The sequence below is a fragment of the Ahrensia kielensis DSM 5890 genome, assembly GCF_000374465.1.
Classification (GTDB): Bacteria; Pseudomonadota; Alphaproteobacteria; order Rhizobiales; family Rhizobiaceae; genus Ahrensia; species Ahrensia kielensis.
This window is the reverse complement of sequence record NZ_KB894528.1, coordinates 245,357-268,288: the sequence shown is the minus strand read 5'-3', so window position 1 is coordinate 268,288 and position 22,932 is coordinate 245,357. Positions and strand designations below refer to the sequence as shown.

General features: G+C 48.7%; 23 protein-coding genes. 11 read left to right on the top strand and 12 right to left on the bottom strand.

Annotation, left to right across the window (positions count from 1 at the left end; all coding sequences use genetic code 11):
- Positions 1 to 36: 36 nt before the first annotated feature.
- Together C504_RS0101210 and C504_RS16980 are read right to left on the bottom strand one after the other, a co-directional pair.
- Positions 37 to 1,929, bottom strand: a complete 1,893-nt coding sequence (locus C504_RS0101210; RefSeq protein WP_018687471.1) for an ABCB family ABC transporter ATP-binding protein/permease — start codon at positions 1,927 to 1,929, stop codon at positions 37 to 39.
- Positions 1,930 to 2,030: 101 nt separating this feature from the next.
- Positions 2,031 to 3,662, bottom strand: coding sequence for a LysM peptidoglycan-binding domain-containing protein (locus C504_RS16980; RefSeq protein WP_018687470.1), 1,632 nt, complete (start codon positions 3,660 to 3,662; stop codon positions 2,031 to 2,033).
- 140 nt (positions 3,663 to 3,802) lie between these two features.
- Between C504_RS16980 and C504_RS0101200 the strand changes: the two genes are divergently transcribed.
- Positions 3,803 to 4,387, top strand: coding sequence for an LOG family protein (locus tag C504_RS0101200; protein WP_026317114.1), 585 nt, complete (start codon positions 3,803 to 3,805; stop codon positions 4,385 to 4,387).
- 13 nt (positions 4,388 to 4,400) lie between these two features.
- Here the strand turns inward: C504_RS0101200 and rarD are convergent, their stop codons facing one another.
- The 7 genes from rarD to C504_RS0101160 all read right to left on the bottom strand — a co-directional run bounded on the left by rarD (position 4,401) and on the right by C504_RS0101160 (position 11,438).
- Positions 4,401 to 5,309: an EamA family transporter RarD gene (gene rarD, locus C504_RS0101195; RefSeq protein WP_041951476.1), complete on the bottom strand. Its 909-nt coding sequence runs from the start codon at positions 5,307 to 5,309 to the stop codon at positions 4,401 to 4,403.
- Positions 5,310 to 5,404: 95 nt separating this feature from the next.
- Positions 5,405 to 7,036 carry a citramalate synthase gene (cimA, locus tag C504_RS0101185; RefSeq protein WP_018687466.1) on the bottom strand — a complete coding sequence of 544 codons (1,632 nt, stop codon included), beginning with the start codon at positions 7,034 to 7,036 and terminating at the stop codon, positions 5,405 to 5,407.
- Positions 7,033 to 7,998, bottom strand: a complete 966-nt coding sequence (pip, locus tag C504_RS0101180; protein ID WP_018687465.1) for a prolyl aminopeptidase — start codon at positions 7,996 to 7,998, stop codon at positions 7,033 to 7,035. The genes cimA and pip overlap by 4 nt, the downstream gene beginning before the upstream one ends.
- The gene (locus C504_RS0101175) at positions 7,995 to 8,381 is read right to left on the bottom strand and encodes a VOC family protein (RefSeq protein ID WP_018687464.1); all 387 of its coding nucleotides are present in this window, start codon (positions 8,379 to 8,381) and stop codon (positions 7,995 to 7,997) included. Before C504_RS0101175 ends, pip begins: the two co-directional genes overlap by 4 nt.
- Before the next feature lie 67 nt (positions 8,382 to 8,448).
- A complete protein-coding gene (locus tag C504_RS0101170) occupies positions 8,449 to 8,904 on the bottom strand; it encodes a GFA family protein (protein ID WP_026317113.1) in 456 nt (151 codons plus the stop codon).
- A 9-nt stretch (positions 8,905 to 8,913) separates the two neighbouring features.
- Complete coding sequence (gene cysS, locus C504_RS0101165; RefSeq protein WP_018687462.1) at positions 8,914 to 10,314, bottom strand: cysteine--tRNA ligase; 1,401 nt, start codon at positions 10,312 to 10,314, stop codon at positions 8,914 to 8,916.
- 365 nt (positions 10,315 to 10,679) lie between these two features.
- Entirely contained in the window at positions 10,680 to 11,438 is a 759-nt protein-coding gene (locus tag C504_RS0101160) for an SOS response-associated peptidase (RefSeq protein ID WP_018687461.1), read from the bottom strand.
- 93 nt (positions 11,439 to 11,531) lie between these two features.
- On the opposite strand from C504_RS0101160, the gene C504_RS16975 reads away from it, so the two are divergent.
- From C504_RS16975 to C504_RS0101115, 9 genes are all read left to right on the top strand, one after another.
- Positions 11,532 to 11,753 (top strand): hypothetical protein, encoded by a 222-nt coding sequence (locus tag C504_RS16975; RefSeq protein ID WP_018687460.1) that lies wholly within the window; start codon positions 11,532 to 11,534, stop codon positions 11,751 to 11,753.
- A 195-nt stretch (positions 11,754 to 11,948) separates the two neighbouring features.
- A complete protein-coding gene (locus C504_RS0101150) occupies positions 11,949 to 12,371 on the top strand; it encodes an NUDIX hydrolase (RefSeq protein WP_026317112.1) in 423 nt (140 codons plus the stop codon).
- 158 nt (positions 12,372 to 12,529) lie between these two features.
- Positions 12,530 to 12,898, top strand: a complete 369-nt coding sequence (locus C504_RS0101145; protein WP_018687458.1) for a TIGR02301 family protein — start codon at positions 12,530 to 12,532, stop codon at positions 12,896 to 12,898.
- A gap of 111 nt (positions 12,899 to 13,009) precedes the next feature.
- Entirely contained in the window at positions 13,010 to 13,273 is a 264-nt protein-coding gene (locus C504_RS0101140; protein WP_018687457.1) for a hypothetical protein, read from the top strand.
- 150 nt (positions 13,274 to 13,423) lie between these two features.
- The gene (locus C504_RS0101135; protein ID WP_156815817.1) at positions 13,424 to 14,140 is read left to right on the top strand and encodes a hypothetical protein; all 717 of its coding nucleotides are present in this window, start codon (positions 13,424 to 13,426) and stop codon (positions 14,138 to 14,140) included.
- Between the two features lie 100 nt (positions 14,141 to 14,240).
- Positions 14,241 to 15,083: a CAF17-like 4Fe-4S cluster assembly/insertion protein YgfZ gene (gene ygfZ / locus C504_RS0101130; protein WP_026317111.1), complete on the top strand. Its 843-nt coding sequence runs from the start codon at positions 14,241 to 14,243 to the stop codon at positions 15,081 to 15,083.
- Positions 15,076 to 15,702 carry an HD domain-containing protein gene (locus tag C504_RS0101125; RefSeq protein WP_018687454.1) on the top strand — a complete coding sequence of 209 codons (627 nt, stop codon included), beginning with the start codon at positions 15,076 to 15,078 and terminating at the stop codon, positions 15,700 to 15,702. Before ygfZ ends, C504_RS0101125 begins: the two co-directional genes overlap by 8 nt.
- Complete coding sequence (locus tag C504_RS0101120) at positions 15,702 to 16,238, top strand: tyrosine phosphatase family protein (RefSeq protein WP_018687453.1); 537 nt, start codon at positions 15,702 to 15,704, stop codon at positions 16,236 to 16,238. Before C504_RS0101125 ends, C504_RS0101120 begins: the two co-directional genes overlap by 1 nt.
- 17 nt (positions 16,239 to 16,255) lie before the next feature.
- Positions 16,256 to 17,188 carry a mechanosensitive ion channel family protein gene (locus C504_RS0101115; RefSeq protein WP_245555087.1) on the top strand — a complete coding sequence of 311 codons (933 nt, stop codon included), beginning with the start codon at positions 16,256 to 16,258 and terminating at the stop codon, positions 17,186 to 17,188.
- 47 nt (positions 17,189 to 17,235) lie between these two features.
- Here C504_RS0101115 and nadC read toward each other — a convergent pair whose 3' ends face one another.
- Genes nadC through nadA form a run of 3 tightly spaced genes read right to left on the bottom strand, consistent with a single transcriptional unit; the run spans position 17,236 to position 20,730 of the window.
- The gene (gene nadC, locus C504_RS0101110) at positions 17,236 to 18,108 is read right to left on the bottom strand and encodes a carboxylating nicotinate-nucleotide diphosphorylase (RefSeq protein ID WP_026317110.1); all 873 of its coding nucleotides are present in this window, start codon (positions 18,106 to 18,108) and stop codon (positions 17,236 to 17,238) included.
- Positions 18,109 to 18,112: 4 nt separating this feature from the next.
- Positions 18,113 to 19,663 carry an L-aspartate oxidase gene (locus C504_RS0101105; protein ID WP_018687450.1) on the bottom strand — a complete coding sequence of 517 codons (1,551 nt, stop codon included), beginning with the start codon at positions 19,661 to 19,663 and terminating at the stop codon, positions 18,113 to 18,115.
- Entirely contained in the window at positions 19,660 to 20,730 is a 1,071-nt protein-coding gene (gene nadA, locus C504_RS0101100) for a quinolinate synthase NadA (RefSeq protein ID WP_018687449.1), read from the bottom strand. The genes C504_RS0101105 and nadA overlap by 4 nt, the downstream gene beginning before the upstream one ends.
- A gap of 216 nt (positions 20,731 to 20,946) precedes the next feature.
- On the opposite strand from nadA, the gene C504_RS0101095 reads away from it, so the two are divergent.
- On the top strand, positions 20,947 to 22,932 hold the full coding sequence (locus C504_RS0101095) for a PhoX family protein (RefSeq protein WP_018687448.1): 1,986 nt from the start codon (positions 20,947 to 20,949) through the stop codon (positions 22,930 to 22,932).

Sequence of the window (22,932 nt, the reverse complement as noted above, 5' to 3'; positions counted from 1 at the left end):
TACAGACGCCGTGCAGCGTCTGTTTTCGAATATGGCTCAGCTATCGCTTGTTTTTTTGCGTAACACAACACCGAGTTCATCGGTCTCCTGCGCTTTACGCAAGCGTTGTTCTGCTTCGGTCGCTTCCATCTGGCGCTCCCACATTTTAGCATAAAGACCGTCTTTAAGCGTCATCAACTCGGCATGACGGCCCCGCTCTGCGATCAAACCATCGCGTAGAACGATGATTTCATCACATTTGATGACTGTGGACAACCGGTGCGCAATAACCAACGTGGTGCGACCTTTTGAAACTTCATCCAGTGAATCCTGAATTTCCTGTTCGGTTGCCGTATCAAGCGCAGACGTTGCTTCATCCAAAATAAGCACTGGCGGCGCTTTTAGAATTGTTCGCGCAATCGCTACACGCTGCTTTTCACCGCCCGAAAGCTTCAAACCACGTTCACCCACCATTGCATCAAAGCCTTCTGGCACGGTGCGAATGAAATTGCCGATCTGGGCGAGTTCAGCTGCTTTAAGAACCTCTTCTTGGCTCGCATCAGGGCGGCCATAACGAATATTGTAGGCCAGCGTATCGTTGAATAGCACCGTATCTTGCGGCACCATGCCAATGGCTGCGCGCAGGGATTTTTGCGTTACATTGCGAATGTCGCGCCCATCAATGGTGATAGCGCCGCTTTGAACATCATAAAATCGAAACAGCAATCTTGATAGAGTTGATTTACCCGCCCCAGAAGGACCAACAATCGCAACGGATTTTCCCGCAGGCACTTCGAATGAAATACCCTTTAATATGGGACGGTTTGCATCATAAGCAAAATGAACATCTTCAAATTTTATCGTACCGTCTTTAATGACTAAAGGCTCGGCATCCGGTGCATCTTCTACTTCAGCAGAAACATCGAGCAGATCGAACATCTGTTCAATATCAGTCAGACCTTGCCTAATTTCGCGGTAAATAAAGCCGATGAAATTGAGCGGAATGGAGAGCTGCATCAACATTGCGTTGATAAATACAAAGTCACCAATTGTGCGCTCGCCTGCAATGACAGCGCTGGCTGACATCCACATCATGACGAGCATGCCGATACCAAAAATGACGCCCTGCCCGAAGTTTAACCAGCCGAGCGATGTCCAAACACGTGTTGCAGAACGCTCATAGCTGGCCATAGATTTGTCGAAGCGTTCAGCTTCCATTTCTTCATTGCCAAAATATTTGACAGTTTCAAAATTTAGCAGAGAATCGATGGCCTTGGAATTGGCATCCGTGTCGGAGTCATTCATGTCGCGCCGGATTTGAATACGCCAATCCGATGCGATGATTGTGAACCATGAATAGCCAAAAACAGTAAAGGCCGTTACGGCAACATATTCCCAGCCATAGCTGAAACCGAAGATCGCCGCGACAAGTGCAAATTCTAATATTGTCGGCAACGTATTGAGAATCGTGAAGCGAACAATTGCTTCAATGCCCTTTGTTCCGCGCTCAATAATGCGCGACAACCCGCCGGTGCGCCGCTCAAGATGAAAACGAAGCGAAAGGCGGTGCATGTGCTTAAATGTTTTATGGGCAAGCTGGCGCACCGCATATTGGCCAACGGATGCAAAAAGCGCATCACGCAATTGCTGAAAGCCCACATTGACGACACGGAAAACATTATAAGCGATCACCAACATAATGGGGCCAAGCAAAATGGCTGGAACCCAACTATCGACAGGGAAATCCAACTCACCGTTGAGCGCATCGGTTGCCCATTTGAAGCTGTAGGGAACCAGCATCAAAATGAGTTTAGAAATGACCAAATAAAACGCAGCCCATAGAACACGTCGTTTGAGATCGGGACGATCCGTTGGCCACATATATGGCCACAGATTCGCTATCGTTTTGAACGTGCCGCTATTATCGGTCGTTACCGTTTTATCTGCCAAGAGAAAATGCCTTTAGTCATGTAAATTGGTGCAGCAAAAATCCACTGCTCGAATAATTTGGGTATGTGCGCACTCAAAGCAAGGCGTGCGTCACATGATTTTTAATTCTCAGTTGCTTCAGAGGATTCTTCGTTTTCTGGTAATGCGAAGATCTGCCCTGGCCAAATCTTGTCAGGGTTTTCAATTTGATCCTCATTGGCTTTGTAGATCGTTGTATATTTTATTCCGCGTCCATATACGCGCTTTGAAATATGCCAAAGCGTATCCCCACGGCGAATGATGACGGATGTATCAACCGGTTTCAAACGTTCATTCACATTACCCGTTGCTTGAACTTCAAGTGGCGTTTCATCCGCAATAACGACTTGAACGCCATCTGTTTCAGCCTCGGATGCTACGCCATCGGCACTGTCCGCCTCAACCATTGCGCCCTTTGGGCTTGTTTCAGATGCATCGCTCATGTCGCTACTCGGCGCCTGATCATCTTCGCCTGCTGCGGTCTCTACAGGCGCGGATGGCGCGGTGCCAGCAAGCGCTTGGGGAACAGCAACAGCGGCGAGTTTTTCGCCTTCTGAACGGGTAAATGGCACAGCAGCACGGGCAACGACATCAAAACCATTTTTGCTCAACCTGTCTGCACGAATAACATAATCACCGATTGGCAGATCGCGATTGGCTTCGACGAGAAAACGCCCATCACTATTTGCTAAATCCTCGCCCAGTATAATTTCATTGGCATAAACGCGAATACGCGCGCCAGCATCCGTTGCGCCAGCGACGAAAACTTTTGCGCCATCAATTTCAACAGCTTCAATGCGAACCACTTCACCTGCTTTTTGCTGAGGCGCTACCTCTTCTGATTGCATCGTAGTTTTTACTTCTGCAGGTTCATCTATTGAAGATGCCGTTTTTTCGGCTTCATTGTCTTTGACAATTTCATCATCTGTTTTGGGTTCAGCCTGCGTTGGGGTCTCAACCACTTGCAATGATTGCCCTACTTCCGATTTTGTAATCAATCTTGATGGCGCGCCTGGTGCTTCAACCAAAGCTAAAACGTCAGTGCTGCCTTTTTCTGGAATGGAGACAATCGCCGTTTCAAGCGATGTTGCGACAGTGCCGTCGTCTCGCGTAGTGCGCAGCACAATTGTATAATCGCCTTGCTTTAGCGGTTCATCGAGAATGGCAACAAACTCACCTCGGTCGTTTGATTTTGTAATCGCCAGAGATTTGGAGCCTGCTACGATTTCCACATCAGCGTTACTGGCTGCAATACCAGCGATCACCATGTCGCCATTGGGTTCAACACGCAGAATATCGAATGTCGGCACAATATTTTCTGATGCGGTTTCAACAGGTGCTGCGGGCTCAGCAATGGTTTGTTCGGCTTCCGGCGCTGCAGCGACTTCCTCAGACGCGGCTGTATCTATTTCAGCTTTCGCATCTTGCGGCGCTTTAGCACTTGGTGAGGCCTCTTCGCTCTCAGCAGCAACCGAAACATCATTCACCTCTGGCGAAATTTCAGCTAGCGCTGTGCTTTCCTCAGCTTCGGGAGCCACAGTTCGATCGCTTTTTGGTGCAGCGTTTGATTCGCTTTGTGGCGTTTCAGTTGATGTGGCAACCGACTTAAATGGTTCTAGCAATTTGTTAGGATCGCCCAGATAACCAGAAGCGACCAGTCCGGTTATCCCGACTATGCCTGCAAATAGCCAAACGCCAATGCTTTCCTTACCCATGTAACTGCCCTAACTTATTATTTGCTGCGAACAATCGCGCATTTATTCATTAAATGTCTATCCTTTAAAGGCGCAAATCGCAATTGCCTCAACGATATCAGAGACCTTGACCCTGAATGGTCTCTAAGACAAAACACGGCATGAAAAAAATAAACTCCATTTGCGTCTATTGCGGCTCGTCATCGGGTGTCGACAGTAGTTTTGAAGCCGCCGCCCGAAAGCTTGGCAAGTCTATGGCCGAACGTGACATTCGCCTTGTCTATGGCGGTGGCACTCATGGTTTAATGGGTGCTGTTGCAGGCGGTGTCATGGAAAATGGCGGCAAAGTCACCGGTATTATTCCTGAATTTTTGATGTGCCAAGAACGCACGCCCGATGCGATGGATCAGATTGATGACTTCATCGTGACGCAAGACATGCATACGCGCAAACAGCTTATGTTTGAGCGTGCCGATGCATTTATTACTCTACCGGGCGGTATTGGCACTTTGGAAGAAGTTGTTGAGATGATGACATGGGCACAGCTCGGCCGTCACAACAAACCCATTGCGCTTGCCAACTTGAGCGGTTTTTGGAACCCATTTATAACTTTGATTGATCATATGGCCGAGGGCGGTTTCCTACATTCGCAAAATAAAATCAAACCGCTTTTGATTGATAATATCGATGCGATTGTGCCTGCAATCATTGATGCAGCCGCTGCAAAAGAAACGGCTGCAAATTAAGATTGAACGGTATTTACTTGGAAGCTTTAAACAGTGACCATGTATAAAGCGCGAGCCCCATCCAGATAAAGCCAAATGCAATGGCCTGAATGCTTGAGAACGGTTCGCCAAAGACGAACACAGCCGTTAGAAAGATCATCGTTGGCGCAATATATTGCAAAATACCCATCGTGGTATAGCGCAGCTGTTTTGCACCAAATGCATATAGAATCAGCGGGATCGCTGTCACTGGGCCTGCAAAGATTAACAGCCCCATATCGCCAAATCCGGTTTGGCCAAAATGTCCCTCACCGCTTGCGGTAATCCAAGCTATGACAATCATTGCAGGGATCGCGAGGATAATAACTTCCAGCAAAAAGCCTTGTGTGGGGCCAATGGGCAGTGTTTTGCGCAAATAGCCGTATATACCAAACGAGCAGGCAAGCGCCAAGGAGACCCACGGCAAACCGCCTGCGCCAAAGGTGAGAATACCAACAGCAATAACGGCACATGCAACGGCGGCCATTTGGAGCCTTGTAAAGCGCTCGCCAAGCAAAATCACGCCCAACAATACGTTAATCAACGGGTTGATATAATAACCAAGAGCGCCTTCAATTGCGCGACCTTCCGCGATAGCCCAAACATAAATACCCCAATTTATGGAGATTAATGCGGCTGTTATGCATGCCATAATCAAAGTGCGCGGACTTTTAAGCGCGGCCACGAGATCGTCGGTACGTTTAAGCCATAGGACAATAATTCCAGCGACGGGTATCGACCACAATACGCGGTGCGCAACGACTTCAACAGCGGGCATATGCCCGACCATTTTCATGTAGAGAGGCAAAAAGCCCCAAAGAACATAGGCACTTATGGAAAAAGCAAAGCCAGCGAGGGGTTCTCGTGGTTGCTTGTTCGTCTCATGGGGAAAGGTTGGTCGCATTTAATTGCCATATCCAATTTTATGCCATTATGCATGACAAAAATTGACATGGTTTCAAAACAAATATCGATCACAGCTTTATGAAACGAGCCGCCCTATTCCGCTGCGGCCACACCGGCCGTGCCTCTGTTCTTCATAAGCTTGAAATTAATTGAATCCATAAGCGCGACAAAGGAAGCATCGATAATATTATCGCTGACACCTACGGTCCACCAGCGCTTGCCGGTAACATCGGTCGATTCAATCAAAACACGGGTTATCGCCTCGGTGCCGCCATTTAAGATGCGTACCTTATAATCCACCAGTTCCAAGTCCTGAATTTCCGCCTGATATTTGCCAAGATCTTTGCGCATTGCCAAATCCAGCGCATTCACCGGTCCATGGCCTTCTGACACGCTCATATGTTGGATGCCATCAACCGTCACTTTAACAACGCCTTCTGACACGGTAATCATCTGCCCTGAAGCGTTATGGCGGCGTTCGACACCAATTCGGTAGCTATCAACCGTAAAGAAAGACGGCACTTCGCCCAATGTGCGCCGCGCCAAAAGCTCAAAACTAGCATCAGCACCTTCATAGGAATAGCCCGATGCTTCGCGCTCTTTGACGATGGAAATGAGCGTATCAAGGCGCGAATCGTCTTTGCTCACATGGATGCCGCGGCGCGCCAGAACATTGAGGAAGTTCGATTTTCCGCCTTGGTCAGAAACCATCACGCGGCGTGTGTTGCCGATCTTATCTGGTTCGACATGTTCGTATGTGGCCGGCTCTTTTAACAGCGCAGATGCATGAATGCCGGCTTTTGTTGCAAAGGCTGACGCGCCAACATAAGGCGCTTGACTTGCCGGAGCACGGTTAAGCAACTCGTCAAATGAGCGTGACAAATGCGTCAGCTCACTGAGTTTGTCTTGTGTGATCGCAGTCTCGAAACGCTCCGACCATTTGTCCTTTAATGCCAGCGTGGCAATTAAAGTCACAAGGTTTGCGTTACCGCAGCGCTCGCCCAGCCCATTCAGCGTTCCTTGAATTTGGCGCACACCTGCATCCACGGCCGCCAATGAGTTTGCGACGGCCTGTTCGGTATCGTTATGCGCGTGTATGCCCAATTTGTCGCCGTCGATGCCTGCAGCAATGACCGCTTTTACGATGCTGTAGATCTCGCTTGGTTGTGTGCCGCCATTTGTGTCACACAGCACAATCCAGCGCGCACCTGCCTCATAGGCAGCTTTAGCACAGGAAATCGCATATTCAGGATTGGCTTTATAACCATCAAAGAAGTGTTCGCAGTCGATATAGGCTTCTTTGCCAGCATTAAGTGTTGCCTCAACAGACTGCGTAATATTGTCGATATTCTCTTCATTGGTGCAACCAAGCGCAACGCGGACATGATAGTCCCATGCCTTTGCAACAAAGCAGACAGCATCGGCGTTTGAGGCAATAAGCGCGGCCAATCCGGGGTCATTTGAAGCCGAAACGCCTGCCCGTTTGGTCATGCCGAAGGCAACAAATTTAGCCTTTTGCGTGCGTTTTTTGGTAAAAAAGTCCGTATCTGTTGGGTTTGCACCCGGATAGCCGCCTTCGATATAATCAATACCAAATGCATCAAGCATATTGGCAACATTGATTTTGTCTTCAACGGAAAAATCGACACCCGGCGTCTGCTGACCATCGCGCAGGGTTGTATCGAAAAGATAGATACGTTGTTTGTTGTCTGCACTATGCGTCATTGAACTGTCTTGCCTGCGAAACGATCTGTTGCTCGGATGAGTTGGTCCAAAATACCTGGTTCTGAAAATGCGTGTCCTGAACCCTCGATCAAGTGAAAATCAGCTTTTGGCCATGCCTTATGCAGTTCCCACGCAATACGCGCCGGACATGGCATGTCATAGCGGCCATGAACAATCACGCCATCAATATCAGCTAATTTATGTGCATCACGCAGCAATTGGCCTTCATCTAACCAGCCGCCATGCACGAAAAAGTGGTTTTCAATACGCGCAAACGCCAAAGAAAATTGGTCTTCGTGGAATTTGTCGCTGGTTGATGGTTCTGGCAAAAGCGTAATTGTTTCGCCTTCCCATGCGCTCCACGCTTTTGCGGCAGCAAGCTGTTCTTCGCGATTATCGCCGACGAGGCGCTTGCGATAAGCCTGCATCATTTCACCGCGTTCAGCTTCTGGAATTGGCGCGCAGAAGCGCTCCCATTTTTCGGGGAACATTTCTGAAACGCCGAATTGATAATACCAATCCAGTTCAGCGCGGGTGAGCGTGTAAATACCGCGTACAACGAGTTCGCTCACGCGGTCTGTGTGTTTTTCAGCATAAGCAAGCGCCAAGGTTGAGCCCCATGAGCCGCCGAAGACGAGCCATTTATCAACGCCGATCATTTCTCTGAAACGCTCAATGTCGGCAACCAAATGCCATGTGGTGTTGTTTTCAAGTGATGCAAAAGGTGTGGATTTTCCGCAGCCGCGCTGGTCGAATAAAATAACATCGTAAAGCGCTGGATCAAACAGCCTTCTATGAACAGGGCCAAACCCGCCGCCTGGTCCGCCATGGAGAAAGACCGCAGGCTTTGCGCCCTTGGTTCCCACGCGTTCCCAATAGATCGAATGGCCGTCTTCTGTTTCTAAATAACCACTGTCGAAAGGCTCTAGCTCTGGATAAAGTGTACGTAAATCGCTCATCATGTTTTCGCCTTGTGACATACTGCTTCAATATTGTTGCCTTCAGGATCGAGCACGAAAGCACCGTAATAATTTTCATGGTAATGCGCCCGTATTCCAGGCGCGCCATTGTCTGAACCACCAGCCTTGAGCGCTGCCTCATAAAAGGCATCGACAGCTGCGCGGGTGGGCGCTGCAAAAGCAAAATGCACAGGTGGTTTTTGTGCCTCGCCTTCGCTGAGCCAGAATTGTGGGCGGTGCGTGCCATAGCCAACGACACGTTTGCCATCGGTAAATTCTATTGGCACTTCGGCAAGCATTGAGATGCTAAGAGGCGCAAATGCCTGATCATAGAATGAAACCGCTTTGCTGATGTCTGCTGCGCTTATGCCTGAATGATCAATCATGTTTTGCCCTCACCTTGCTGATGAATCTAGTAAATCAGGATGAGAATGAGTGCAATGCAGCTTGTCGCTACTTCTGCGGCCAATCCTTGGTATCGTGATCGGGGTGCTGATTGGAGACAACGCCTGCGTTCCATTGTGCATTTTCTTCAAGCTGCATCGGTTCGACTTCCGGCAGTTCAAAGAGCCCAATAGTGGCACTACATCTTTGTGAAAAATTCACCTGAACTTGCGGCGGCGCCATAGACGGGTCGTCCAATGTTCCGATTGCAAGCTCCATCCCGCCTTCAAACTCGTAAGTCAGCGGCGTTCCGCAATTGCCGCAAAACCCGCGCCAATTGCGGTTTGAAGAATGAAAGTGCTTTGGCTTTCCGCGCGTCCAAACGACATTATTTGCCGAGACGAACGGCGCGAAAAAACTACCGAATGCTTTTTGGCACATTCGGCAATGACAGATGGATGCTCGCCCTAAACTATCGGCTTGATACCGCACGGCACCACATTGGCATCCACCTGTAATTTTCATATCACGCCTCTATCGTTTGATTTCCCATGTCGTCACGCGTTCGCCAGTTTCTGAGTCTTTTGAATCCTTTAGCTGGATTCCTTGAGACAGGAGTTTATCACGAATACGGTCTGCCTCGGCAAAGTTTTTATCGGCGAAGAAGGCAAGGCGTTCCGTGATTGCTGCTTCAACAACAGATGCATCAACATCACTTGCCGGTGCGGTGCGGCTTAAACCCAACATCTCAAGCGCTGCACCAAGTGCATCACCTGAAAGACTATTGAGTTTTGCAATCGCCTCAGAACTATTCAAGTCATCCGTAAGAGCATTGATAACGGTTTTAATATCGCCGGAATCATCGCCCTCAGCAACCTTGCGCCAAAGCTTAGCTAAAACTGAATCCGCCTCCTCCAAGCGCTTGATAGAAAAGTCAATTGGCTCGCGGTAATGCGTCATCAGCATCGCAAGGCGCAGCACTTCGCCTGGCCATTTGCGCCCCCCGAATTTTTCCGTGTGCAGCAACTCATAGATCGTCACAAAGTTGCCGACAGACTTCGACATTTTTTTACCTTCAACCTGAAGGTAGCCGTTGTGCATCCAGACATTGGCCATTTTTTGCGTGCCATGCGCACAGCAGCTTTGGGCAATTTCATTTTCGTGGTGCGGGAAAATCAGATCTAGGCCGCCGCCATGAATATCGAATGTTTCGCCAAGATAGGCTGCGCTCATCGCAGAACATTCGATATGCCAGCCCGGGCGACCATGAATAATTTCGCCGTTAAACGTCGCATCCCAGCCCGGTTCATTTGCGCTCGACTCTTTCCATAGGACAAAGTCGCCTGCGTTTTTCTTATGGTCTTTGGCTTCGATGCGTGCGCCCGCTTGCTGGTCTTCAAGCTTACGGTTTGACAATGCGCCATAGTTATCCATCGAAGTCACATCAAAAAGCACCTCACGCCCCTCGCCGCCCGTTGCGATATAGGCATGGTTTTTATCAAGGAGGTTTTGGATAAGCGTTGCCATGTCTGATTTGCCATCAGCGCGCGGCAATACAAATTCTGTTGCACGTGGCTCAATCGTTGGCGGCAAGCAGCCAAGCGCTTCCACATCTTTGTGAAACTGGTTTGCGGTTTTTTCCGTGACGTTGCGAATGGCTTCATTGAGCGGTAAATCAGGAAAATCGCGCAATGCCCGCGCGTTAATCTTGTCGTCAACATCCGTGATATTGCGTACATATGTAACGTGCTTCTCGCCATATTTATGGCGCAGCAAACGATAGAGCACATCAAACACGATAACCGGACGCGCATTACCAATATGCGCATAATCATAAACCGTTGGGCCGCAGACATACATGCGCACATTTTTGGCATCGATTGGCTCAAATGTTTCTTTGCTGCGTGTGAGCGTATTATGTAGGCGCAAGTCCATAAATTGATTCCAGTGTTCTATTGTTCGCTGATGATGCATAGCGAATAAAATGTCAGGCTTTGAATAGCATTGATTGGAAATGCTTCAAGCATCACGCAACAATCAAGCCTATTTTATGGGTTAAATATTGCAAATTACGCTCCCCCACCTTCAGAATTATTAAAACTTTTATCCGTGTTTACCAATTAATAAAAAAAGTTAATTGCCTCTCTAGGCAGTGCGTAATTTTAGGTTTACCAAAAGTAATCCCGCGTAAGCGGGAGCCAGGTATCCAGCGATGAGTTTGCGCCCCATTTTCATCGCTACGTTATTTTCCCTCGGACCAGGGGAGGTATCAAACGGATACCTGGTCTTTATTCTCACCGTCAAAATAATGAACCTTGGGAATCGTCGATCGGCTTGGGCTTTTTCTTTTGCGTAAAATCTTTCGGTGTTACATGTTTTTGATTTTCAGGGCTGGTATTTGAAACCTTATTGACCAAATCTGAAACGGCAATTGCTTCAAAGAAATCCTCATCTGGCGCACGCAATAAATCTGCGATGTGCCGCGGCTCTTGCGTTCGGCAATCAAGCCAGCGCTTAAAGTCTGTCTCTGCTATCGCAATCGGCATCCGGTGATGAATGGCTTGGAATTGTTTATTAGAAGGCGCTGTTAAAAACGCAGCCGTATCAATTTCCGCACCGTCTTTATTCATATAGGTTTCGGCCAATCCGGCAAAGCCAATTAGTTCGCCATCTTTTGGTCGTACCCAATAGGCCTGACTTTGGCCTGTTTCTTTGTCGCGCTGCCATTCATAAAACCCTGATGCCGGTATCAATATACGCCGATGCCGCATGGCATTGCGAAAGGACGCTTTTGTTGCAGCCGTTTCACTGCGTGCATTGATAAGCAATGGAAAGTCGCTTGGGTCTTTTACCCAGCTTGGCAAAAGCCCCCACCGCATCAATAGCGCATCTTGCTCTGGCAAATTTGAACCTGCCATGCGTAGCAAGCCTGCCGATATCGTCATGATGGGCTGTGTCGGTGCAATATTATAGCGCGGCGGAAAATTCTCGACGCCTGCCACCGAAAATACATTTTCCAACGCGTCAGAACTATGGGTGAGTGAAAAGCGTCCACACATAAGTTTTCAATCCGTAACCATTTGCTATCGCGCCAAGCGCAACCAAAACCAAGCCAATGCATTTTCACAGTACAGCTATAAAGGAGACGAACAATGAAACGCTTATTACCAACTATGGCAGCTGCCGCTGCAATGCTAGCCGTTGCTGCTTGTTCCGAAGATGGCGACACCCAAACAGGTGCAGACACAACGAACCCTACGATTGAGCAAGAAAGCACTGGCACAATCGATAATGACACAGCTGATGACATTCAGATGAAGCCTGCACCTGATGCGGAAGTTGCACCTGTAGAGCCGTCAACGACACTGCAGTAATATCATAAACGCCCTACAGCAAGATGTGGCCTTCCCCTAGCCATATCCTACTGCCCAAAGCCAATGGTGCTCCCATCACCATTGGCTTTTTATTTGCGCTCATATGCTTGTGACAGATACCCCACATTGGAAAAAAGATTAGCAGGGTATAGAACCGCTAAGATTATCAATGTTTCAGATTGTCGGTTCAATTATATGAGTGAAAAAATCCCGCAGCTTGCCGTTTCAATTGCCGTTCGGCATGCCGACAATGGTTCGTTTTTATTGGTGCGCCGTGGGCGCGCGCCTTCAAAAAACCAGTGGGCATTTGCAGGCGGCCGTGTTGAATTTGGTGAAACCTTAGTGGCAGCAGCGGCGCGCGAGTTACGTGAAGAAACTGGTTTAACGGCTCAGAACATTGCTTTCTTTGAGCCTGTTGAAATTATCAGTCATGAAGACGGGGCCGCATATCATTATGTTTTATGCGTGCACACTGGGTCAGCACGCGGCACACCGATTGCTGGTGATGACGCTGCTGAAGTGCGCTGGGTGCAACTTGAAGATTTTGCCGGACTTGATGTCACGGATTCAACATTAGATTTTGCAAAACGTATCGCGAAACAGCAAGCAAGCAATTGAGTTTTAAGGCGTGTAAACGCAAATATTTGATCTAAAAGTGCAACTATCTCAAAAATAATGCTTTTTTCTGCCTTTATTCCGTGGAACAAGACCCGCACTCAAATTTGGAGGTTCGATCAAAATTGCAACATTTAGTGCACCCAAGCTGGTTTAGGCATATGGCCGCATTTATGTTGGCAATCGTGCTCGGCGTTGCGTCACCCGTTACGGCCTCGGCGCAATCTGGTGCTGCGCCTTATGACGAGCGCCTATCAAGACTATCCGAAGTGCTGGGCTCCATCCATTATTTGCGCAATCTATGCGGCGATGTTTCCAATGATTGGCGCGAACAGATGGAAACGCTTTTAAAGGTTGAACGCCCTGCCCCGAACCGTCGGGCGCGCTTAATATCAAGCTTTAACAAGGGCTACCGGACTTTCGACAGCGTTTATACGGCCTGTACACCGCAAGCAATTGAAGCGGTTGACGCTTATATGAGTGAGGGAAAAACACTGGCCATCGAGATTAACAACCGCTATGCGCAGTGACGTTTACCAAGAGTAAATCTAACCGTTCATCGACCGTTACATTAACGTTTTTTGTGTTATTGTGCATTTTAAATATTAAAGAGTTTGGGCATTTGCCCGTGAGTTAGCGTTATGATTACCGACGAAAAATTAGCAGAACTTGACGAAGTTATCGCCAATGAGAAGCGGGTTGCGGCCCGTGAAGTGCATAATGAAGCTTGGGCGGACGGCATTGTCGAAGGTATTGATGCTGCTATTCTTGCCGAGACAGCGATTGCAACGGCACTCGAAGAAATGATCCGCACTGAAGGCGAAGAAGCGGCTCTGGAATTGGCTGACACGCTTAGAGACCGGATTTTGTCAGGTGAATTTTTGCCATATCGCACGATCCAGTAAATCGAGCGCTCATTTCTTGCTGCCTGTGTTATCTATTTGCAATGATATAAAATTTTGAGCGACAACACTGAGTGATCACAGTGCGTTTTGAATGAAACTCCGCTACAATTACTTTTCGGCGATATCTACGATTCTCGAACTGGCAAGAATGTGCAAAACACTCTGAAAACCCAAACGATCATTATTCTTATCATCAGTGCGGCTTTATCATTGTTCGCGCTTGGTGCTTTTGCGCAAGAAGGCAGCGGCAAAGCGCCCCCTTCTTTAATGATCCCCCTGCCTGATCCTATACCGAGAAGTTTCGACCCCAATAATCCTTTGAATTTTGAGCCTCCAGCGGATGAAAATCCTGTCCGCAATCCGGCGCAATCTCAAACAGGTTTTGGCGACGCCGATCAAAAGATTGAAATTCTGTACGACGTTGAAGAATTGCCCTTCGCTGTTCGTCGCATGCGCGAATTAATTATGGATGCAGCGCGTTCGGGCGATCCCGAAAAACTTAGAACCTTGATTGGCAATGGCGCCAACATTACCCGCCTATCGCTCACCGATATTGAAGGCGACCCAATCACTTATCTTCAATCGGTTTCTGGCGACAAAGATGGCCATGAAATTTTAGCCATATTGCTTGAAGTTATGGAAGCTGGTTTTACGCGGCTTGATGGCGGCACGGATAATGAATTGTATGTCTGGCCCTATTTCTACGCTATTCCCTTGCAAGATTTAACGCCGCCGCAGCGCGTTGAACTGTTCAAGCTGGTGACTGCCGGAGACTATGAAGACATGGTGTCCTTTGGGGCATATATTTTTTTTCGTGTCGGTATTACACCAGAAGGCCGCTGGCTCTTTTTCGTAGCGGGCGATTAAATCTAATTGCGAAACGCCGCGCTTAATCAGGCCTTTTACCTTGCCGATGAGCGGCGCGCCCCTTAACTAAAAGCCATCTGATTTGCTTAAGGATAATACTGTGCCGAATGTTGTTTTAGACGAACGAACACTCATCACTTTTGATGGCCCCGATGCCACTCATCTTTTGCACAATGTGCTGACCTGCAACATCGAGAGTTTAAATACAGGCATTGCTCAAATTGGTGCGCTTTTGACACCGCAGGGCAAAATTATGTTTGATTTTCTCATCAGTAAGACTGGCGACAATGTCTATTTAGTCGACATTGAGACAGGCAGCGCCGCGGCATTTATCCAGCGTATGAAAATGTTTCGGCTGCGCTCTAAAGTGGAAATTACTGAATCAACTGAATCACTTGTGAGCATTTCATGGGATGATGATTCAAGCGCTTCAAGTGACGCTTTACGCGACACACGGTTCGCTGACATGGCTGTTTACCGCTCTTATAAATCGGGCATCGCTGCAACTGATCGTACTGAGTGGGATGCGCTACGCATACAACAAGGCGTTGCTGAAAGTGGACGCGACTTTCAACTAGGTGATGCGTTTCCGCATGATGTTTCACTGGATCAAAACGGCGGTGTCGACTTTAAAAAAGGCTGCTATATCGGCCAAGAAGTGATCAGCCGCATGCATCACAGAAAGACCGCACGCAGGCGCATACTCATTGCAAAGACAGACACGGATTATGGTGAGGCGACCGATTTGGTTGCGAACGATAAGCCAGTTGGCACGCTGGGTACGAAGATCGGCAAAAGCGCGCTTTCTTTGTGCCGTATTGACCGTGTTAAAGACGCAATCGACAACGGCCATATGATCAAAGCTGGCGATGCAAATGTTGAGCTTACGATCCCGCCATCCGTCTCTTATTCATGGCCAAGCGAAAGCGACAAAGATGCCTGACCAACAAACGGCACCCAAGCGTGCTTGGCAACGTATGCTCTCAGGCCGCAGGCTTGATCTGCTTAATCCATCGCCCATGGATGTCGAAATTGCCGACATAGCACATGGTCTTGCTCGCGTTGCGCGGTGGAACGGACAGACATATGGCAGCCATGCCTTTTCTGTTGCGCAACATTCGCTGCTGGTAGAACAGATTGTTGAGCGAACAGCCAAGGATGCGACACCTGCATTGTTGCTAACGGCCTTACTGCACGATGCGCCAGAATATGTGATTGGCGACATGATTTCACCGTTCAAACAAGCAATTGGTGCTGGTGGATATCGGGCCGTTGAAAACCGCCTCCAAGCGGCAATAAATTTGCGCTTTGGGTTGGCTGGAAACACACCTGCCAAAACCAAGAAAATAATCAAGCGTGCTGATTATATAGCTGCCTTTTACGAGGCGACACGGCTTGCAGGTTTTGACACGGATGAAGCTGCGACCTATTTTGGCAGACCGGAAAATGTAACGCCAGACGGCCTTGTGCTTGACCCTATGCCAACGGACGAAGCGCAAGCTGCATTTTTGGCCCGCTTTGAAATTTTAGCTGCACAATTCAACCCTAAGAGAAAAAGCTGATGTCTTATTTTGCGGTATGTCCCCTATCCAAGGTTAAGCAAACGGTTGAAACGCATAAGGCAAGCCACGTCTTGACGGTATTGTCGGATGAGCAAGACGTGCCGAAACTGAAGAATATCGCATCTGGCAATCATAAAGCGCTCGGTTTTAATGACATTGCATCACCGCTTGCAGGCCACATCATGCCAGAGGAACAAGATGTTCGCGAAATTATGATGTTCATGCATGGGTGGGATCAAAAAGCGCCAATGTGCATCCATTGTTGGATGGGTGTTTCGCGTGCGACCGCATCGGCATATATCGGCGTTTTAACGCTGAACCCTGGTGTTGATGAAGTAAAGCTTGCCAATGCACTGCGCTGGGCTGCCCCTTTTGCAACGCCCAATCCTGCTATGATTAAGATTGCCGATGACATTATGGGGCGCTCAGGCCGTATGGTCGATGCTATCCGTACAATTGGACGGGGCGCAAATGCCTATGAAGGCACACCTTTTGTCTTTCCTCTTGAGCCAGCTGACCTATATCCAACTTCATAACGGGTATGCGTGGCACAATGGAACTTATTCTTTTGCCACCCCGTTGCCGTATGGCAGATTACAAAAAGAATATTGAGGGCCAAAACGACATGGAAGAATTAACGAATAACTTTGCTGAACTCAGCACTGGCATGGAGGCTTTGATTGCGACTGTTGGCGGTTTGGTCGTCAAATATACCTTTTCCGTAATTGGTGCCATTTTACTTTTGCTTGTTGGCTTCTTTATCGCTGGTCAGGTTCGAAAAGCTGTGTATTCCGGTATTAAGCGCACAAAAAATGCCGATGAGACACTTGCGCGGTTTATTTCAAAAGTTGCGCGCTATGCCATTCTAGCGGTCGTCATCATTATGGTTCTGTCGCAATTTGGTGTGCAGACAGCCTCGATAATCGCTGCGCTTGGTGCAGCTGGTCTTGCGATCGGCTTAGCCTTGCAGGGCACGTTGCAGAATGTTGCTGCAGGATTAGTTTTGCTATTTCTGCGCCCTTTCCGCGTGGGTGATTACATCGACTGCGGAAGCTTTGACGGTATTGTTGAAGAAATCGGATTGTTTGCCACTGAATTTAAAACACTGGACGGGCTCTACCGCCTAGCGCCAAATTCCGAGGTATGGGGATCACCGATCACCAATTTCTCACGCTTGCCAATTCGCCGTTTCGACCTTTCTATTGGCATCGGCTATGAGGACGACATTGATTTGGCGATGAAGACAATGCGTGACATTATCGACAATAATGCGGACGTATTGACCGATCCAGAACCGTTCTTGTTTGTTGATTCACTTGCTGACAGCGCCGTTGGTGTAACCTGCCGCGTTTGGATAAAAACACCTGTTTGGTATCCAACAACACGTCAGCTCACCAAGGATGCTAAACAGGCATTTGATAAGGCTGGTCTATCAATCCCGTTCCCGCAGCGTGATGTTCATCTTTACAAAGAAGATGCAGCTTAGCGGCGGCCTAAGACCTAAAAAGAAAGGCACCCTATGGTGCCTTTTTATTAGCTTAAAATAATATCGAGGCCGATATCCATCGTCGGCGCCGCCATCGTGATTTTCGAAGTTGAAATGTAATCAACGCCGGTTTCTGCAATTGCTTTGATGGTGTTGATATTCACATTGCCCGATGCTTCGAGCTTTACTGTGCCATTATTATCTTTGCGGTTGATCGCAACAGCTTCGCGCAATTGATCATTCGACATATTGTCGAGCAGAATTACATCCGGCTTTGCTTTTAGCGCATCCACCATTTGGTCCAAATTATCGACTTCGATTTCGATTTTGACCATATGACCGACATAAGCGCGCGCATTTTCTACAGCTTTTGCTACACCGCCAGAGACGGCAATATGATTATCTTTAATCAAGATTGCATCGTCGAGGCCATAACGGTGGTTAATGCCGCCGCCGCAGCGAACCGCATATTTTTCAAAACTACGCATACCGGGGATCGTTTTGCGCGTGTCAGCGACCTTCGCGTTGGTATGGGCAATCTGTTCTGCAAATTTTGATGTGTAAGTTGCAATGCCGCACATATGCATAAGAAAATTAAGCGCCACGCGCTCTGCAGATAGGATCGCACGCGCATTACCACTGATTGTTGCCAGCGCATCGCCCGGTTTTACAGCATCGCCATCTTTGGCCACGACTTCAAATTTCAGCTCATCATCCATCATGCGAAACGCTGTTTTGGCAAACAAAATACCGGAGACATAACCATGATCACGGCTTGCCATGACAGCTGTTGCGGTCGCACTTGATGCAATCGTAGCATTGGTGGTGATATCACCGGCACGCCCTAAATCTTCTAACAAAGCTGCGCGCACGGCTTCTTCTACCATCAATCTAGGTAGGTGCGGAGAAATGACATGCATCGTATCAATCCTTATAAAATTCGGTGATGATGGCTTGGGCTTGTTCGAGTTTGAGCAATGTACGCCGTTTCCAGCTTTCATTTTCGGTTGGAAAATCTGTGCGCGCATGGCCGCCGCGACTTTCTTCGCGGTTTAGCGCTGCTATGCACATGAGTTTTGCCGTTGTCACAACATTGCTAAAGCGCAGCGAATGGCTATCTGATTCAAGCTCCAAAAGCCGCACAAGTGCTTCTTTCATGCCTTCTTTATTGCGCAAAACGCCCATATTGGCGCTCATGGTTTCACGCAGTGCGGCCATATTCGGATGTTCAGCTTCTGTCAGATGTTCATCTGTTTCAACCGAACCTTCTTGCCAGTTAGAGGGCGCATCAAAACTCGCCTCTGCCTTTAACGCATCGGCAATACGCGCAGAAAACACGACAGCTTCCAGCAGTGAATTTGATGCAAGACGGTTCGCACCATGCGCACCAGTGGACGTACATTCACCGCAAGCCCAAAAGCCTGGCAGTGATGAGCGCCCATCCATATCTGTCCATATACCACCCATAAAATAATGGGCAGCAGGTACGACCGGTATCAACTCTTTGGATGGGTCAATGCCAGCGTCGCGGCAATAATTCCAAACTGTTGGAAACTCATTTTCAAAATCATGGATCGCTGTGCGGCAATCAAGATACGCGCCGCGCCCAGCCTGCACTTCCGCAAAGATGCCGCGTGCCACCACATCACGTGGTGCAAGTTCCGCATCTTCGTGCAGTGGCAGCATGAAGCGTTCGCCATTGCCATTTAACAGGTGAGCGCCGTGTCCGCGCAATGCTTCGGTTGCAAGCGGTGCTGGATCTTTGCCCACATCAATGGCCGTTGGGTGAAACTGGACAAACTCCATATCAGCCAATAACGCACCAGCGCGTGCTGCCATGCCAATGCCGCCGCCGCGCGCTTCAGTGGGGTTTGTTGTTACTTGATAAAGGTGCCCAACGCCGCCCGTTGCCATGACCACATTCGAGCCTTCAATGACAATGGGGTCGCCTGCACCTGCCGCATCACGTGCAACAACACCCGTAACCACATCATTTTCGACGGTAAGGTCTTCGACGACATAACCTTCAAGCACGCGAATAGATGGTGTTTTTTCCACCGTCTGAACCAAGGCTTGCATGATCGCACGTCCAGCACGGTCGCCCGACACGCGCACAATACGGCTTTCGGAATGCGCAGCTTCACGGCTAACCTGTAACTTGCCTTCCAAATCACGGTCAAATGGCACACCGAATTCCAACAGATCGTGGATGCGGTCTGCCGCTTCGCCTGCCATCATTCGCGCGACTTTTTCGTCGACAATACCATCGCCAGCGATCAATGTGTCTTCGACATGTTTGTCTATGGTATCGCCCTGCCCGACGGCGGCGGCGATGCCCGCTTGCGCCCAAGCAGATGAAGCGCCCATACCAATTGGCGCCGCAGCAAGCACGGTTACAGCGCGCGGCGCTAATTTGAGTGCACAGAAAAGGCCAGCTAACCCGCCGCCAATGATAAGGATGGGTTTATCGGTCACTGATTTAAATTCACCATACGTTCAACGGCTTGCCGCGCACGATCCGCCGTTAATGGATCAACATGAATTTCCTCTTTCATCTCCAGCAGCGCATCCAAAATCTTCGGCAGCGTGATACGCTTCATGTGCGGGCAAAGATTGCATGGCTTGATGAATTGTACATCAGGCGCGGAGCTTTCAATATTGGATGCCATTGAGCACTCTGTCACCAGCAGCACTTTTGGTGGGCGCTTATCGCGCACATAATTGATCATACCCGATGTTGAGCCTGCATAATCAGCAATGGCAACAACAGAAGGTGGACACTCTGGATGCGCTATAATCTGAATTTCAGGGTCGGCTTCTTTATAGGCAAGCAATTCCTCAGCGGTAAAACGTTCATGCACTTCACAGTGCCCTTTCCAAGTCAGAATTTTGACTTTGGTTTGCGCCGCCACATTTTGTGCAAGAAACTCATCTGGAATACACAGAACGCGGTCAACGCCGAAGCTTTCGACAACAGCTACAGCGTTTGATGATGTGCAACAAATATCGCTTTCGGCTTTTACATCAGCAGACGTGTTCACATAAGTAACAATTGGCACGCCGGGGTAGCGTTCACGCAGTAGCCGTACATCAGCGCCTGTGATTGATTCTGCCAGCGAACAACCGGCCTTCATATCCGGAATAAGCACAGTTTTATCAGGATTAAGCAGCTTGGACGTTTCGGCCATGAAATGAACGCCGCACTGCACGATGATATCCGCATCGACCATCGTGGCTTCTTTTGCCAATTGCAGACTGTCGCCGACAATATCAGCAACACAGTGGAAAATATCCGGTGTTTGGTAATTATGGGCTAAAATGGCCGCATTACGCTCTTTTTTCAGCTTATTGATCGCATAGACGTAAGGCGCATAAACAGGCCACTCAATGGCCGGAATGTGCTCTTTTACCAATTCATAAAGATGCGCGGTTTCGCGCTCAACCTCTGCATTCCACTCCAAATTTGGCCGTGGTAGCACGCCGTAACGCTCAGCTGCTGTCTTACCGCCAGTGCTGGCATTCGATGTTGAAACAGAGGTCATCGCCTACTCCCTTAATCGCGCATTTTGCGCTCTGTATAGGACATATCCACTGATATGGGGCTCTGCAAGGTATGAGCGGTAATATTCAACCTTATGCGCGATAAGAATCGCTATCTTTTACCTACTATATTGATCACTTTTCTGCCTGTCATGAAACTGATGTATATCCCGCTCTAAGCTGCGGCCCTTCCTTTCACATAATTTATAGGTGCCGCTATGAATAAATATATCAAGCTTGATGACGAGATTAAAACGCCAACAGACATTCGCGAAGAAAGCGAAGATGTGGGCCGCAACACTTCCGATAACCCTACCATGGGAGATATTATCAACCGCCGTCTTTCACGCCGCGGATTTTTGAGTGGATCACTTGCCGTTGCCGCTATTAGTACAACAGTTTCACCGATCGCATTACTTGCTGCATCAGAAGCGCGCGCTGCCACAACATCATTCGACTTTGAAGAGATCATGGCTGGTGTTGATGAAAAGCACTATGTCGCAAAAGGCTATGATGCAGACGTGTTGCTGCGCTGGGGCGATAAAATATTCGCCGATTCTCCTGAATTTGACCCAATGAACCAAAGCGCGGAATCTCAAGCGAAGCAATTTGGCTATAACAATGATTATGTTGGCTTTATTCCGCTTGAAGGCAGCAGCGATCATGGTATTTTGGTGGTCAATCATGAATATACAAATGCTGAATTGATGTTCCCGAACTGGGCAACAATTGGCAAGGACGGTGAAGGCAAAGATAAAGTGAACAATGGTGCGTTCACTAAGGAAATTGTCGACATTGAAATGGCCGCACATGGTGGCACGGTCATCGAGATCAAAAAGACAGATGGCAAATGGGCACCCGTGCTCGACAGCAAGTATAATCGCCGCATTACTGCGACAACCGAAATGTTGATTTCTGGTCCTGCGGCAGGCCACGAACGCCTACAAACAAATACTGATACAAGCGGCACAAAAGTGTTCGGCACACTCAACAATTGTGCGGGCGGTGTGACGCCTTGGGGCACATATATTATGGCTGAGGAAAACTTCCACGGTTACTTTGGCGGCAGCCTGCCAGAAGGTCACCGCGAAGCTGCTAATTACGAACGCCTCGGCGCTCCTGCTGGCTGGTATAGCTGGGCCGAACACCATGAGCGTTTTGACGTTTCAAAAGAGCCAAATGAAGCAAACCGTTTTGGCTGGATCGTTGAAGTAGATCCGATGGACCCAACTTCTATGCCGGTAAAGCGCACAGCCCTTGGTCGTTTTAAACACGAGGGCTGCGAAACAATTGTCAATCCGGTTGATAACCGCGTTGTTTCATATTCCGGTGATGATGAGCGTTTTGACTACACATATAAATTTGTCTCTAACGCAAAATTCAATGCTGAAGACCGCGCGGCAAACAAAGATATTTTGGATGATGGCGTTCTCCATGTTGCCAAATTTAATGAGGATGGAACCGTTGACTGGATGCCGATGATATTCGGTGAAGGCCCTTTAACGGCGCAAAACGGCTTTGAAAGCCAAGCCGATGTGCTGATTGAAACACGCCGTGCAGCCGATCTTCTTGGCGCAACGAAAATGGACCGTCCTGAAGATGTTCAGCCAAATCTGTCCAAAGGTACCGTCTATGTGATGTTGACCAACAACACACGACGCAAGGCGGGCGATGAGAATGCTGCCAACCCACGTGCAGATAATGCCTTTGGCCATATTATCGAAATCACGGAAACAGGTGGCGACTTTGCCTCAACCAAATCCACATGGGAAATCTTGCTCAAATGCGGCGACCCAAAAGTGGCTGAAGTTGGCGCTTCATTCCATCCATCAACAACCGATAATGGCTGGTTCGGCATGCCGGACAATTGCGCGGTTGATGCTGAAGGCCGTTTGTGGGTTTCCACAGATGGAAATGACAAAGAAAAAACCGGACGTACGGATGGTCTGTGGGCGGTTGAAACTGAAGGTGAGCTGCGCGGTGCATCAAAGCTGTTTTTCCGCGTGCCTATTGGCGCTGAAATGTGCGGTCCAGTGTTTACACCCGATGATGAAACACTGTTTCTTGCAGTGCAACACCCGGGCGATGACGGGCTTGCAACCTTTGAAAACCCTGCAACACGCTGGCCTGATTTTAAAGACAACTTGCCAACACGGCCATCGGTTGTCGTTGTTACCAAACAAGGCGGCGGTAAAATCGCTTAA

Coding starts and splice junctions, on each gene's coding strand:
- C504_RS16980 (WP_018687470.1), bottom strand. CDS start 3,662: ATGGGTAAGGAAAGCATTGGCGTTTGGCTATTTGCAGGCATAGTCGGG.
- C504_RS0101200 (WP_026317114.1), top strand. CDS start 3,803: ATGAAAAAAATAAACTCCATTTGCGTCTATTGCGGCTCGTCATCGGGT.
- rarD (WP_041951476.1), bottom strand. CDS start 5,309: ATGCGACCAACCTTTCCCCATGAGACGAACAAGCAACCACGAGAACCC.
- cimA (WP_018687466.1), bottom strand. CDS start 7,036: ATGACGCATAGTGCAGACAACAAACAACGTATCTATCTTTTCGATACA.
- pip (WP_018687465.1), bottom strand. CDS start 7,998: ATGATGAGCGATTTACGTACACTTTATCCAGAGCTAGAGCCTTTCGAC.
- C504_RS0101175 (WP_018687464.1), bottom strand. CDS start 8,381: ATGATTGATCATTCAGGCATAAGCGCAGCAGACATCAGCAAAGCGGTT.
- C504_RS0101170 (WP_026317113.1), bottom strand. CDS start 8,904: ATGAAAATTACAGGTGGATGCCAATGTGGTGCCGTGCGGTATCAAGCC.
- cysS (WP_018687462.1), bottom strand. CDS start 10,314: ATGGACTTGCGCCTACATAATACGCTCACACGCAGCAAAGAAACATTT.
- C504_RS0101160 (WP_018687461.1), bottom strand. CDS start 11,438: ATGTGTGGACGCTTTTCACTCACCCATAGTTCTGACGCGTTGGAAAAT.
- C504_RS16975 (WP_018687460.1), top strand. CDS start 11,532: ATGAAACGCTTATTACCAACTATGGCAGCTGCCGCTGCAATGCTAGCC.
- C504_RS0101150 (WP_026317112.1), top strand. CDS start 11,949: ATGAGTGAAAAAATCCCGCAGCTTGCCGTTTCAATTGCCGTTCGGCAT.
- C504_RS0101145 (WP_018687458.1), top strand. CDS start 12,530: ATGGCCGCATTTATGTTGGCAATCGTGCTCGGCGTTGCGTCACCCGTT.
- C504_RS0101140 (WP_018687457.1), top strand. CDS start 13,010: ATGATTACCGACGAAAAATTAGCAGAACTTGACGAAGTTATCGCCAAT.
- C504_RS0101125 (WP_018687454.1), top strand. CDS start 15,076: ATGCCTGACCAACAAACGGCACCCAAGCGTGCTTGGCAACGTATGCTC.
- C504_RS0101120 (WP_018687453.1), top strand. CDS start 15,702: ATGTCTTATTTTGCGGTATGTCCCCTATCCAAGGTTAAGCAAACGGTT.
- C504_RS0101115 (WP_245555087.1), top strand. CDS start 16,256: ATGGAACTTATTCTTTTGCCACCCCGTTGCCGTATGGCAGATTACAAA.
- nadC (WP_026317110.1), bottom strand. CDS start 18,108: ATGCATGTCATTTCTCCGCACCTACCTAGATTGATGGTAGAAGAAGCC.
- nadA (WP_018687449.1), bottom strand. CDS start 20,730: ATGACCTCTGTTTCAACATCGAATGCCAGCACTGGCGGTAAGACAGCA.
- C504_RS0101095 (WP_018687448.1), top strand. CDS start 20,947: ATGAATAAATATATCAAGCTTGATGACGAGATTAAAACGCCAACAGAC.